Origin of the sequence: Brucella sp. IR073 (assembly GCF_049065735.1) — a bacterium.
Taxonomy (GTDB): Bacteria; Pseudomonadota; Alphaproteobacteria; order Rhizobiales; family Rhizobiaceae; genus Paramesorhizobium.
Genome location: NZ_JBAKHD010000005.1, coordinates 333579 through 346495 on the forward strand (window position 1 = coordinate 333579; position 12917 = coordinate 346495).

Below are 12917 nucleotides of genomic sequence, written 5' to 3' on the forward strand. Positions count from 1 at the left end.
CAATTCAAGGCCGATCCGGCGACGCGCCGTGCTCCTCCCAACATGGGTAGCGCGCCTGGCCGGCCCTTCCTTCGAAAGTATCCCGTGATGACATCCAGATTTCTTCACACCGCGGTCATTCTTGGGCTGTTGTCGGCGATCGGGCCCTTCGCGATCGACATGTATCTCCCGGCCCTGCCGACGATCGGCGCTGACCTTCAGGCGGAGACGAGCGCCGTGCAGATGAGCCTGCTCGCCTTCTTCGTCTCGATGGGGCTGGCGCAGCTTTTTGTCGGGCCGCTTTCGGATATGCTGGGCCGCAAGCTGCCGCTCTATATCGGCCTGGTACTGTTTTCCATCGGCAGCATTGGTTGCGCGCTGGCGGGTGATATCGACACGCTCGTCGCCTTCCGCTTCCTGCAGGGTATCGGCGCCAGCGCCGGCATGGTCATCCCGCGCGCCGTGGTGCGCGACCTGCATACGGGTGTCGACGCGGCAAGGCTTATGTCGATGCTGATGCTGGTGTTCAGCATTTCGCCGATTCTCGCTCCGCTGACGGGCACGGTGATCATCGAGTTCTTCGGCTGGCGCGGCGTGTTCTGGGCGGTGCTCATCGCGGCGCTCATCGGCATCGTGCTGCTCGCCACGTCGCTTAGGGAAACCCGCCCGAAATCGGCGCGGGTGGAGAGCAGCCTCGGCGCGGCGCTCGCCGCCTATCGCCTTCTCATGAAAGACGGCAATTTCCTCGGCCTCACCTTCATCGGCGGCCTCGGCCTGTCGTCGTTCCTGGTCTATCTCGCCAGCTCTTCCTTCGTGCTGATCGACCATTACGGCCTGACGCCGACGCAATACAGCATTGCCTTCTCGGTCAATGCCGTGTCGTTCTTCAGCGTGTCGCAGCTTTCCGGCTGGCTGGCGGACCGTTACGGTCTGGTGCGGGTGGTGCGCATGGCGGTCACCGGCTATGCGGTGTCGATGGCGCTGCTGGTGGCGGTGATGGTGTCGGGCTTCCAGTCCCTGTTCGTCATGGCGGGCTTCCTGTTCGTGGGCTACGGCTTCCTCGGCCTGGTGCTGCCGACGACGGCGGTGCTGGCCCTCGAAGAGCATGGCGCGATCGCGGGTACGGCATCGGCCCTGATGGGAACGCTGCAATTCGTCGCCGCGGCGATTGCCATGGGTATTTCCGGCACTTTCTTCGACGGAACGGCCCTGCCGATGGTTGTGAGCATCGCAGCCTGCGCGGTCGCAGCCTTCATCCTGACGCAGATCTCGCTCGGCCGCAGGCGGGCGAGGGTCGTGGCGGAAGCTGCGGAGTAAGAAGCACGGGCATAGCCGTATCTTATACGGCTGCTGCCCTCAGCTTCTCCAAGACGAAATGCCGGCGCGCCTCCACCGGGGCGCACGGCACGGTCACGAGCTGATAGCCGAATCGCTCATAGGCGGCGGACACAGCCTCGAAAGTCCGCCGCGCCTCGTCCAGATCCTGCCTGCGTTCGGCATCTTGCGTGAAGATTTCAGGCCAGGGCGGAAGAACGAAGACGGTCGTGTTGTAGCGCAACAGCCGCGCCGCCCTTGCGACATGATCCGGCACCGGCAGTCCTTCCAGTTGCAGATAGCCCGCGATATCAGGAACGCCGCGGTCGAAGAAGATAATTCCGTCTTCCGCTTGCGCGATCTCATGGGAGCGCATTTCCCAGACAAGCATCGTTTCGGCGAAGAGCGCGGGGTTTGCCCATGGAAGCGCCGAGCCACAAATCGCCATCTGCTGCTGGATGATGCCGCGGCCGGCTTCCACGGACGAGCCATAGCCCGCCTCGCGCAGCGCCGCGATCAGCGTGGTTTTGCCCGAGCCGGGACCGCCGGTGAGCACGAAGAATCGGTCTGTGCCGTTCGACATGGGGAACGCCCTCTTGAAATCAATGAGATCGGACGCGCGGGCGAGAGCCGGAATGGCTGCGCCTATGCGTGACAGTTTGAGCAAAAGTGATTTTGGTTGGGAGGGAAGTGGAGGCTTCTGTTGCCAGGCGCCTCCGAGCCCCGCCTAGAGGTGCGAACCACTAGGGCTTGATTTGAAGTGTCACACTGCGATTAAGCAGCGAGACGAGCTTCCGCATAGTTGTCGTTTGCAACTACTGAGTTAGCCCGATAACGGTGGTACAATGCCGGGCAAAAGAGCGATCTTTACACCCTTGTCGATCCTATTTCGCCCCCATCAGAAGCCGCCCTTACGGGCCGGCGGTTTCTGGTGGAGGCGCCGGGTACCGCCCCCGGGTCCAATGGGCTTATTGCATCGTCCGTTTATCGCCATAGCTGGCCGAAGCCAGCAGGGGATATATAAGTGAGGACGAAGGAAATGTGAAGGGGGGGTGGGAAAACATGTGCCGACATACAGGCATGAAAGATTTTACATATTCTTGGTAGTATATTCTTGCATTATTCATGATTTATTCTGGAAATATTATATTTAATTGGCCGTTGCTGTTGTGTTGAAGCGGCATTGACAGGCGCGTTTCGCTGGCCGATGTTTCGGCTGGGGCTTGTCAGAGATTCCAATCAATCCGGCTGTTTTCGCAGTTGGGGCAACGCAGAGCCGAAGGAGAACGCTCCATGAGTGAATATATCGAAGATGTCCGCCGCTACGATGCCGCCGCCGACCCCGAGGTGGTGAACAAGATCGTTAAGCATCTGGGCATTGCGCTGCGCAACAAGGATTCGTCGCTGGTCGCTGCGTCCGATGCCGACGAACTGGAACGCGTGCGCAAGAACTGGGTCGAAAAGAAGCTCGGCATCGCCGACGCGGACAAGGGCAAGGCTGCCGTCAAGAGCGTGGGTGAATTGATGAAGGGCGACCGCAACAAGCAGCGCGTTACCTTTTATTATCTCACTGCCAAGGCGCTCGGGAAACTCGAAGCGCTCTGATTTTTCTGCATTTTGTGCGAAACTCCGGCTTTCGTGCTGGAGTTTTGCCGTTTTAAGCGGCCCATGACGCGGGCCGGAGAGACACATCATGCCGCGCCATCCAGAATATCAATATCTCGATCTGATGAGCCATATCCTCGAAAAGGGGGACAGGCGCATGGACCGTACGGGCGTGGGCACGCTTTCCACCTTCGGCGCGATGCTGCGCTTCGACCTCTCGGATGGCACGGCGCCGATCCTGACCTCGAAGCGGGTCTACTGGAAACTGGCGGTCAAGGAGATGCTGTGGTTCCTGACCGGCGAGACCAATATCCGCCCGCTGCTTGCAGCCAATGTACGCATCTGGACCGACTGGCCGCTCGACAAATATCGCAAGGCGACGGGTGAGGAGATTTCGCAAGAGGAATTTGAGAAGCGCGTTCTGGAAGACGATGATTTTGCGCAGGCGTGGGGCGATCTCGGTCCCGTCTATGGCAAGCAATGGCGCAAATGGCGCGGCGCTGATGGAAAGGATTACGATCAAATCGCGACCGTCATCGAGACGCTGAAGACCAATCCATCAAGCCGGCGAATGTTGTTCCATGGCTGGAACGTGCCGGAACTCCCGCAAATGGCACTGCCGCCCTGCCATATGGTTTATCAGTTCCACGTCACAGGCGGCAGCCGGGTCAATCTGCTCATCTACCAGCGCAGCTGCGACCTGGAGCTTGGCGCGCCGTTCAATTTCGTCGGCGGCGCTGCCTTATTATTGATGGTGGCGCAGCAGGCGGGTTTGGAGCCGGGCGAACTGATCTGGATGGGCGGCGACGTGCACCTTTATCTCAACCACCTCGAGCAGGCGCGCGAGCAGATTACGCGTGAGCCCCGGCTTTTTCCGAAAATGCGTTTGCTGCGGAAGCCTGATAGCATCGACGATTACCGTATCGAGGATTTCGAGGTAATCGGTTACGAGCCGCACGCGGCAATCAAGGCGGATGTGGCGGTTTGAGGGAAGCTTGGTGCCCTATGCTTCCTTGATATGGTTATAGCCTGCAGCCCTTGCGGTCTTTACGAATTTCCGGTCGAAGGTGACGAAGCTGTCACAATGCGCTGACTGGACGAGATGCAGCGCATCGGCAAAATCCATCCCGTTTCCGGCTAGATCAATCGCCGACGCGACCAGCGTAGCATCTTCGACCGTCGCGGTTAGGAGACCAGCGAAGGCTGTCAGCGCACGGGCAATGTCGGCGGGCCGATAGCCATAGGCGCTGCGCAGCACCCACTCGGTTTCCATGAGGACTGTTATCGATACATATACCGCTTGCCCGTCGATAATCGCCCGGGCGCGCGCGGATTGCTCGGGATGATCGCCGGTCAGATAGCGAACGACGAGGTTGGTATCAATCGCGAGCATGACGGCGACGCGCTTCGGCGACTATGGCGGCCTCCATATCTTCCAGGGATTTAGGCTCGCCCTTCCAAGCGAGAAGGCCGAAGACCTCTTCCGGATGTGTTGTCGCGAAGGCCGGCGCCTGTTTCAGCAAAACGCCTTCCGGCGTATCCTCGACAATGAGCCGCGTGCCTGCATCCCATTCCCGCCGCTGGCGGATGGCTTTCGGCAGGATAACCTGCCCCTTGGTCGAGACGGTCGTGATGGTGGGCCGGGGCGCTGCCATGGGGATCAACCTTAAGTAAGACTTATGTAAGATAAGATCGATCCCCATGTCTGACAAGGGCAGTTAGCCTACAAAATAACCCGCCTTTTCAATATCCTCGATCAGTCCCGGCCCTTGTGGTTCCCACCCAAGCGTCGCCCTTGTGCGGGTGCTGGAAGCGGGGGCGTCCAGAGGGGCGAAGATGCGGAACCAGCCGAAATGGTCCGCCGCTTCTTCAGGGGTGAGACTCACAACGGGTAAATCCAGCCGGCGACCGATGATCGTAGCGATCTCCTTAAAGGACACGCCCTCTTCAGCGGCAGCGTGGAAGGGGCCGCCGGCCGCGCCGTTCTCCAGCGCCAACCGGTAGAGGCGGGCGGCGTCGAGGCGGTGAACGCCGGGCCAGCGGTTCGTCCCCTCGCCAATATAGGCGGAGCGGCCTTTCTCGCGGGCGATGCGGATGAGGATCGGCACGAAGCCATGATCGCCTTCGCCATGGACGGACGGTGCGAGGCGGACCACCGTCGCCTTTACGCCGCGCGCGGCAACCGCCGCCGTCGCCGCTTCTGAGGCGCGGGGGAAGTGGGCGGATGGGGGAGGAGGCGTATCGTCCTCGGTCGCGAGCCGTCCTTGCGCCAGATGCGCCATGCCTGATGTGGTGAGAAGGGGGCGGTCGGAGCTTTCGAGCGCCGAGCCCAGTGCTTCGATGGCGCGGCGGTCCACCTCGCAATTTTCCGCGAATTTCGAGAAATCATGGTTGAAGGCGGTGTGGATGACGCCATCGGCCTTCGCCGCCTCGGCGCGCAGAAGATCCAGATCCTCGATGGTGCCGCGCACGACCTCCGCGCCGGTTTCCGCCAAGCTGTCCGCTCCGGTTTCGGAGCGTACGAGACCGGTCACCTGATGGCCATGAGTCAGCAATTCGTTGACGACAGCGGAGCCGACGAAACCGCTTGCGCCGGTAACAAATACACGCATGTGGAATTCTCCTTGTTGGATGGGGTGTTGTACCGGCGTGGACTGCCTCGCACCCTCTGCCTGTAAGTGCGGGAAGGGGTGAGGGGAAATCGGTGCTGGAACGAACCCACAGGGCCACTATTCGTGTGGCTATTATCCGGGTAAAGTAGTGACCTTATACAGGTATAATCGCTACCAGGATGCGCCATGGCCGCCGCTGATAATCTGCTAGGGACGTTTCTGAGGGATCGCCGCACCAAGCTCGACCCGGCGGCGTTCGGCATTCCGCTGTCGCGGCGGCGGACGGCGGGGTTGAGGCGGGAGGAGGTGGCGCAGCGCGCCAATGTCAGCGCCACATGGTACACATGGCTGGAGCAGGGGCGGGGCGGCGCGCCTTCCGCTGACGTGCTCGACCGGATCGCGCGGGCGCTGATGCTGACGGAAGCCGAGCGCGAGCATCTGTTTCTCCTTGGGCTGGGGCGGCTCCCCGAGGTGCGCTACCAGCCGGTGGAAGGGGTGACGCCGCGTTTGCAGCGGGTGCTCGACGCGTTCGAAGTCTCGCCAGCTATCGTGAAGACCGCGACATGGGATGTGGTTGCCTGGAACCGCGCCGCCTCAATGGTGTTGACCGATTACAGCGCGCTGCCGCCGCGCGAGCGCAATATTCTTCGGCTCATATTTCTCAATCCGCGCGTGCGATCCATCCAGTTCGACTGGGAGGCTGTCGCTCGCTTCGTAGTGGCGGCGTTCCGGGCGGATGTGGCGCGTGCCGGGGCGACGGGGGAGGTGCAGGCGCTGGTCGATGAACTCTGCGCCTCAAGCCCGGAATTCGCGGCAATGTGGCGTGACAATGACGTGCGCGGCTATGGCGAAGGCGTCAAGCGTCTCCAGCATCCGGTGGCTGGCCCTATTGCTTTTGAATATTCCGCTTTCGCCGTCGATGGCCGGCCTGATCTGGGGATGGTGGTGTATAATCCGGCAACGGCGGAGGACGCGGAGAGGGTGAGGCGGATGCTTAAGAGTGTGAATGTCTGAAGGGCTATGTTAAGGTCCTCATTGCGATAAGCCATTTAATTCAATAAAGTACAAGCGCTTCCATGAATCTTCCCCTCATCTCCCTCATCGTCGCCATTGCGCAAAATGGGGTCATCGGGCGTGACAATGGCCTGCCATGGCGGCTTTCGACCGACATGAAGCGGTTCAAGGCCATTACCATAGGCAAGCCTGTCATCATGGGGCGCAAGACATGGGAGTCGATCGGACGGCCATTGCCCGGGCGGGCCAATATCGTCGTCACCCGCGATGCGTCGTATTTTCCCGAAGGGGCTGAGACGGCGCATTCGGTGGAACGCGCGCTTGAACTGGGGCGGATCCGCGCGGCGGAAGCTGAGGTGGACGAGATTTGCGTGATCGGCGGGGGGGAGATTTATCGTCAGGCTTTGCCACTGGCGGACAGGCTTCATGTCACCGAAATTATCGGCGAGGTGGAGGGGGACACGACTTTTCCGAAAATCGATCCTGCCAAATGGCGGAAGGTTTCCGTCGAAGAGGTGGATGCGGGAGAGAAGGACAGCCACGCGACGCGCTATATCGTCTATGAAAAGGCCATTTTGTAAACACCTTCCCGCCGTCATTGCTGCGTCATAAAGGGGCGATTTTCCGAAAGATTGCCGAAAACTGTCCGCTTGCGTTGAAAGCGGCTCGCACGATCCCTATAAACGGAAAACATGAAAAAATGCCGGGAGGTTCCATGCCTCTTGCGGGCGAAAACGGAGAGGTATGAATGCCCTGGAGCAATCAGAATGGCGGCGGCGGCCCTTGGGGGGGTGGCGGCGGTAATGGCGGCGGTCCGTGGGGGCAAGGCCCCAAGGGGCCGCGCAACCAAGGCACCCCGCCCGACCTGGAAGATATCCTGCGCAAGGGGCAGGATCGGCTCCGGCAGGCATTCCCCGGTGGCGGCGGCAGCAGCTATCCCATTCTTGCCCTGATCGGGGTGCTGCTCGTCGCCTTCTGGCTTTTCCAGTGCATCTATACGGTGCAGCCCGACGAACTGGCAGTCGAGACCCGTTTCGGCATACCCAAGGAAGAGGTTGCCGGTCCCGGCCTGCATTTCCATTGGTGGCCGGTCGAGAGCTATGAGAAGGCGTCGATCGCCGAAAAGCAGATCAATATTGGCGGGCAGGGCACACGCGGCGCAACGCAGGGGCTGATGCTGACGGGCGACCAGAACATCGTCAACGTCCAGTTCTCGGTGCTTTACCAGATCGTCGATCCGCGGGCCTATCTCTTCAACGTCGAAAGCCCCGACAGCATGGTGCAGCAGGTTTCGGAAAGCGCGATCCGCGAGGTGGTGGGCCGCCGCCCGGCGCAGGACGTGTTCCGCGACAACCGCGCCCAGATATCCAACGAGGTGCGCGCCATCGTGCAGGGCGCGCTCGACAAGTACAAGACGGGCATCCAGGTCAATGCCGTGTCCATCGAGGATGCCGCGCCGCCGCCGGAAGTGGCCGACGCCTTTGACGAGGTGCAGCGCGCCGAGCAGGACGAGGACCGTTTCGTGGAAGAGGCCAACCAGTATTCCAACCAGAAGCTGGGCGGCGCGCGCGGTGAAGGCGCGCAGATCCGCGAAGAAGCGGCGGCCTACAAGAACCGGATCGTCCAGGAGGCGCAGGGTGAGGCGCAGCGCTTCACTTCCGTCTACGACGAATATGCCAAGGCTCCAGACGTGACGCGCAAGCGCCTGTTCATGGAGGCGATGGAGCGCGTGCTCAAGGGTTCGAACAAGGTGATCATCGATCAGGGAACGGGTGTGATGCCCTATCTGCCGCTCAACGAGCTGACGCGTCCCCAGCGTCCGGGCGTTCAGGGCTTGCACAACAATCTGAACAGCGGAAGTACCGCCGGGGCCAGCAGCGCGACGGGAGCCAGCCAGTGATGAACCAGAATCGTCTTCCCTTCATCGCGGGCCTTATCGCGGTCATTGCCTTCCTTCTCTATTCCTCGATCTTCATCGTTTCGGAGCGGCAACAGGCTGTCATCATGCGCTTCGGCAAGATCGTCGATGTGAAGTCGCAGCCCGGCCTTTACTTCAAGCTGCCGTTCGGCTTCCTCGATGCGGACACCGTGAAGATCATCGACGATCGCCTGCTACGCTTCGACCTCGATGACATCCGCGTCCAGGTTTCCGGCGGCAAGTTCTATGATGTCGATGCCTTCCTCGTCTATCGCATCACCGATGCGCGGCGCTTCATGCAGACGGTCTCGGGCGAGACGGCGCTTGCCGAGCAGCGGCTGCGCACCCGTCTCGACGCGGCGCTGCGTGGCGTCTACGGCCAGCGCGGCTTCGAGGCGGCGCTTTCCGAGGAGCGCGGCGACATGATGCGCGAGGTGCGCGACCAGCTTCGGCCCGATGCCACCTCGCTAGGCCTGACCATCGAGGACGTGCGCATCCGCCGCACCGACCTGACGGCGGAGGTCTCGCAGCAGACCTATGACCGCATGAAGGCGGAGCGCCTTGCCGAAGCGGAGCGCCTGCGCGCCCGCGGACGTGAAGCCGCACAGCGCATCCGCGCCGTGGCCGACCGGCAGGTGGTGGAAATCCTGGCCGAAGCGCGTAAAGAGTCGGAAATCCTGCGCGGTGAAGGCGAGGCGGAACGCAGCAAGATCTTCGCCGAAGTGTCCCGCAAGGACCCGGACTTCTTCGCCTTCTACCGTTCGATGGCGGCCTATCAGCAGGCGCTGGAGAATTCGGGAACGACGATGGTGCTTTCGCCCAACTCTGAATTCTTCCGCTACTTCCAGAATGCGCAGGGCAATGCTCCGGCAAACCCCGCCACGCCGGCGCCGGTCGCACCGAGGTGATGTGCCATGACCGGAACCATCGGAAATGAATGACTTCATCGCCGCCATAGGCCTGCTCTTCGTCTTCGAGGGGCTGCTCTATGGCGGCTTTCCTTTTCTTGCCAAGCGCTTCGCCCGCGATGTGGCGGAGATGCCGGAAACCGCGCTGCGCATAGCGGGTATCGCGGCGATTGCCGCTGGTGTGGCCATTGTCTGGCTGGCGCGTGGATAACGCCGTTTTCTCGGCGCGTTCGCTTTTCAAGGCCGCAAACAAACCGTATTTTCTCAAATATGATAGGAATCAGGCGGTCGCCAGGAGGACCGTCACTGCCCAGACCGGCGCGGTTTCATGTCCGCATCGTCAAAACCAATTTATTGAGCGGAGTTGCTTATGGCTTTCGGAAATCGGTCCGGTTCTCTTCGCGCTGGTGTTGCGGCGCTTGCTATAGGGGCAATGACGGTCTCCGCGCTGGCGCAGGTGAAGGTTCAACCGGCCCCGACAGCGCCCGCCACGCCAGCACAGCAGACCCCGCAGCGGGCAGGTCCGGCATCGGTGGCGGACCTCGCCGCACGGCTGATCGACTCGGTGGTGAATGTCTCCACGGCACAGAATATCAAAACACCGGAAACGGGCGACCAGACCCCGATCCCGCAATTGCCTGAAGATTCGCCGTTCCAGGAATTCTTCAACGATTTCTTCGGCCCGCAGGGCAAAGGAGGGGAAGATTCGCGCCGGGTACAGTCGCTCGGTTCGGGCTTCGTCATCAATGCGGAAAAGGGAATCATCGTCACCAACAATCACGTCATCGCCGATGCCGACGAGATCGAGGTCAATTTCAACGACGGCACGAAGCTCAAGGCGGAAGTGCTTGGCAAGGATTTGAAGACCGATCTGGCGGTGCTGAAGATCGATCCGAAGAAGCACAAGCTGACGGCGGTAAAGTTCGGAGATTCCTCAAAAGCGCGCATCGGCGACTGGGTGATGGCCATCGGCAATCCCTTCGGCCTCGGCGGCACCGTGACCGTGGGCATTATCTCGGCCCGCAACCGCAACATCAATTCCGGTCCCTATGACAATTTCATCCAGACGGATGCGGCGATCAACCGGGGCAATTCGGGCGGTCCGCTCTTCGACATGGATGGCAATGTAATCGGCGTCAACACCGCGATCATCTCGCCATCCGGCGGCTCTATCGGCATCGGCTTCGCCATTCCCTCGGAAATGGCCGTGCCGGTTATCCAGCAGCTCGAGGAGTTCGGCGAGACGCGCCGCGGCTGGCTCGGCGTCCGCATCCAGCCGATTACGGATGAGCTTGCCGAAAGCCTGGGCCTAGCCTCCACCAAGGGTGCGCTGGTGTCCGGCCTGGCCGAAGGCGGCAATGTCGACAACAAGCAAATCCAGCCGGGCGATGTGATCATCACGTTCGACAGTAAGCCGGTAGACACCGCGCGCGACCTGCCGCGCATTGTGGCGGAAAGCCCTGTTGGCAAGGAAGTCGACGTCGTCGTCATCCGCAAGGGCAAGGAGGAGACCGTCAAAGTCAAGCTCGGCCGCCTGGAGGAGGCCGAAAAGAAAGACACGGCGGACGACGCAAAGAGCAAGGAGTCCGACAAGAAAAGCGGCGAGGTGGACAAGCCCGCTTCGGTGACTGTTCTGGGAATGAAGCTTGCTGCCCTCGACGATGCGACGCGTGAAAAATTCGAAATCGCGCCTGACATTCAGGGCGTTGTGGTGACCGAGGTCGCCCCCAACTCATCCGCCGCGGAAAAACGCATCCAGCCGGGCGAGGTGATCGTCGATCTCGGCCAGGAAGCCGTCAGCTCCCCCGGCGACGTGAAGAAGCGCGTCGACAAATTGCGCCAGGAAGGGCGGAAGAACGCGCTGCTGATGCTGGCGTCGAAGACGGGGGAATTGCGGTTTGTGACGGTGCGGGTGGAGTAATTGAGACCTTAGCGGGACAGTACCCCCTCTGTCCTGCCGGACATCTCCCCTCAAGGGGGAGATTGACTTCATCAATCTCGGCGTCAATCGCCGGCGTTGAAGGTTGTGCAGGAATGGTCGTATCAGCCAATCTCCCCTTGAGGGGGAGATGCCCGGCAGGGCATAGGGGGTATCGCCTCGCCAACCTATCCAATCATACGCCTGTTATTCCCGCCCACTCCTCCCGGCGGATACTATAAACCACGTGCGGCTTGAGATGCGGCGTAGCCTCGCTGACACGTGGGTGGTTGAAGTCTCGGGCGGGCTCGCGCTTCATGCCGAGGCGCTCCATGACGGCGGTAGAGCGGCGATTGTTGTGAACCGCGAAGGAGACGATCTCGTCCAGCCCGCGTTCATCGAAGCCGAGGGTGAACAGCAGGCGTCCGGCTTCCGTCACATAGCCTTTTCCCCAATGGCGTTTTGCCAGCCGTCAGCCGATTTCGACGGTTCCCTTCGGAAAATATGGCTCAAGATCGGTGCGGGCGAGGCCGGTAAAGCCGATGCAGGTACCGAGGCACGCTCTTCCAGGGCATAGAACCCGTAGCCGGTTTCATTGATATCCCGCTGCAACCTGTCGAACAATTCGTCGGACTGCTCAAGGCTGCGGACGAAACCGAAAAATTCCATGACACCAGGGTCGGAGTTGATCTCATGAAAGAGCGCGCGGTCGCGGTCTTGCCAGTTGCGGATGATCAGCCGTTCGGTGTCTGCGATAATCATTGCACGAAATCCGCCTTGCGATACCCCTGAATATAAAGCAGCGCCGAGAGATCGCCATGGTCGATGCGGACGCGGGCCTGTTCAGCCACCACCGGCTTGGCATGGAGGGCGACGCCGGTGCCGGCGAGTTGCAGCATGCCCAGATCGTTGGCGCCGTCGCCGACAGCGATGGCTTCCTCGGTGGTGACCCCCAGCCTGGCGCAGATGTCGAGGAGGCGCTCGACCTTGGCTTCGCGGCCCAGAATGGGCTCGGCCACCTCGCCGGTCAGGCGCTCGCCATCGTCAAGCAGCAGATTCGCGCGGTCCTCGTTGAAGCCGATCATCTGGGCGATGCGGCGGGTGAAGACGGTGAAGCCACCCGAGACGAGGGCGGTATAGGCACCGTGCTTCTTCATCGTGCGCACCAGCTCGACGCCGCCCGGCGTCAACGTGATGCGGCCGGCGATCACCTTGTCGATGACCGAGAGCGGCAGGTTCTTGAGCAAGGCCACGCGGGCGCACAAGGCGGGCTCGAAGGCGATCTCGCCATTCATCGCCCGCGCGGTGATGTCAGCCACCGCGTCGCGCAGGCCTGCTTCCTCGGCGAGCTCGTCGATGCATTCCTGCCCGATCATGGTGGAATCCATGTCGGCGATCAGCACTTTTTTGCGCCTGGTGTCCTGATCCTGCACGACAATATCGATCGGCTCGCCGCCGATGGCCTCCCCCAGCGCCCGCGCGGCCTCGGCGGCGTCCGTGCCGTCTTTCAGCGGCAGATCGCAGGCGATGCCATCGGCGAGCCAGTAAAGTCCGGTTGCATTGACCGCGCCGGAGGCTTTAATCCCCAAGGAAGGCGACAGAACGGGGCGAGCCGGATTGGCGATGAGCGTGGCGACGAGAGACATAAG

General features: G+C 61.4%; 14 protein-coding genes, 1 other RNA gene and 1 pseudogene. 9 read left to right on the plus strand and 7 right to left on the minus strand.

Annotation, left to right across the window (positions count from 1 at the left end):
• Positions 1–87 precede the first annotated feature (87 nt).
• Positions 88–1296, plus strand: a complete 1209-nt coding sequence (locus ACOWVG_RS13530; protein ID WP_420962744.1) for a multidrug effflux MFS transporter — start codon at positions 88–90, stop codon at positions 1294–1296.
• A gap of 22 nt (positions 1297–1318) precedes the next feature.
• Here ACOWVG_RS13530 and ACOWVG_RS13535 read toward each other — a convergent pair whose 3' ends face one another.
• Positions 1319–1876 carry an AAA family ATPase gene (locus tag ACOWVG_RS13535; protein WP_420962745.1) on the minus strand — a complete coding sequence of 186 codons (558 nt, stop codon included), beginning with the start codon at positions 1874–1876 and terminating at the stop codon, positions 1319–1321.
• A 106-nt stretch (positions 1877–1982) separates the two neighbouring features.
• Positions 1983–2343: a transfer-messenger RNA gene (ssrA, locus tag ACOWVG_RS13540) on the minus strand.
• A gap of 243 nt (positions 2344–2586) precedes the next feature.
• On the opposite strand from ssrA, the gene ACOWVG_RS13545 reads away from it, so the two are divergent.
• Both ACOWVG_RS13545 and ACOWVG_RS13550 read left to right on the plus strand, forming a co-directional pair.
• The gene (locus ACOWVG_RS13545; protein WP_420962746.1) at positions 2587–2898 is read left to right on the plus strand and encodes a DUF2853 family protein; all 312 of its coding nucleotides are present in this window, start codon (positions 2587–2589) and stop codon (positions 2896–2898) included.
• A gap of 88 nt (positions 2899–2986) precedes the next feature.
• Positions 2987–3886: a thymidylate synthase gene (locus tag ACOWVG_RS13550; protein ID WP_420962747.1), complete on the plus strand. Its 900-nt coding sequence runs from the start codon at positions 2987–2989 to the stop codon at positions 3884–3886.
• Positions 3887–3901: 15 nt separating this feature from the next.
• Here ACOWVG_RS13550 and ACOWVG_RS13555 read toward each other — a convergent pair whose 3' ends face one another.
• From ACOWVG_RS13555 to ACOWVG_RS13565, 3 genes are all read right to left on the minus strand, one after another.
• On the minus strand, positions 3902–4291 hold the full coding sequence (locus ACOWVG_RS13555; protein ID WP_420962748.1) for a type II toxin-antitoxin system VapC family toxin: 390 nt from the start codon (positions 4289–4291) through the stop codon (positions 3902–3904).
• On the minus strand, positions 4278–4553 hold the full coding sequence (locus tag ACOWVG_RS13560; protein WP_420962749.1) for an AbrB/MazE/SpoVT family DNA-binding domain-containing protein: 276 nt from the start codon (positions 4551–4553) through the stop codon (positions 4278–4280). The genes ACOWVG_RS13555 and ACOWVG_RS13560 overlap by 14 nt, the downstream gene beginning before the upstream one ends.
• A gap of 63 nt (positions 4554–4616) precedes the next feature.
• On the minus strand, positions 4617–5510 hold the full coding sequence (locus ACOWVG_RS13565; protein ID WP_420962750.1) for an SDR family oxidoreductase: 894 nt from the start codon (positions 5508–5510) through the stop codon (positions 4617–4619).
• Between the two features lie 186 nt (positions 5511–5696).
• On the opposite strand from ACOWVG_RS13565, the gene ACOWVG_RS13570 reads away from it, so the two are divergent.
• From ACOWVG_RS13570 to ACOWVG_RS13595, 6 genes are all read left to right on the plus strand, one after another.
• Positions 5697–6524, plus strand: coding sequence for a helix-turn-helix transcriptional regulator (locus ACOWVG_RS13570; protein WP_420962751.1), 828 nt, complete (start codon positions 5697–5699; stop codon positions 6522–6524).
• Between the two features lie 62 nt (positions 6525–6586).
• Entirely contained in the window at positions 6587–7105 is a 519-nt protein-coding gene (locus tag ACOWVG_RS13575; protein WP_420962752.1) for a dihydrofolate reductase, read from the plus strand.
• A 167-nt stretch (positions 7106–7272) separates the two neighbouring features.
• Positions 7273–8424 (plus strand): FtsH protease activity modulator HflK, encoded by a 1152-nt coding sequence (hflK, locus tag ACOWVG_RS13580; RefSeq protein ID WP_420962753.1) that lies wholly within the window; start codon positions 7273–7275, stop codon positions 8422–8424.
• Positions 8424–9350 (plus strand): protease modulator HflC, encoded by a 927-nt coding sequence (hflC, locus tag ACOWVG_RS13585; RefSeq protein WP_420962754.1) that lies wholly within the window; start codon positions 8424–8426, stop codon positions 9348–9350. Before hflK ends, hflC begins: the two co-directional genes overlap by 1 nt.
• A 25-nt stretch (positions 9351–9375) precedes the next feature.
• On the plus strand, positions 9376–9561 hold the full coding sequence (locus ACOWVG_RS13590) for a DUF2065 domain-containing protein (RefSeq protein WP_420962755.1): 186 nt from the start codon (positions 9376–9378) through the stop codon (positions 9559–9561).
• A 159-nt stretch (positions 9562–9720) separates the two neighbouring features.
• Complete coding sequence (locus ACOWVG_RS13595) at positions 9721–11271, plus strand: DegQ family serine endoprotease (protein ID WP_420962757.1); 1551 nt, start codon at positions 9721–9723, stop codon at positions 11269–11271.
• A 193-nt stretch (positions 11272–11464) separates the two neighbouring features.
• Here the strand turns inward: ACOWVG_RS13595 and ACOWVG_RS13600 are convergent.
• Positions 11465–12030, minus strand: a pseudogene (locus ACOWVG_RS13600) (GNAT family N-acetyltransferase).
• On the minus strand, positions 12027–12914 hold the full coding sequence (gene serB, locus ACOWVG_RS13605) for a phosphoserine phosphatase SerB (protein WP_420962759.1): 888 nt from the start codon (positions 12912–12914) through the stop codon (positions 12027–12029). Before serB ends, ACOWVG_RS13600 begins: the two are co-directional and overlap by 4 nt.
• Between the last annotated feature and the right edge of the window lie 3 nt (positions 12915–12917).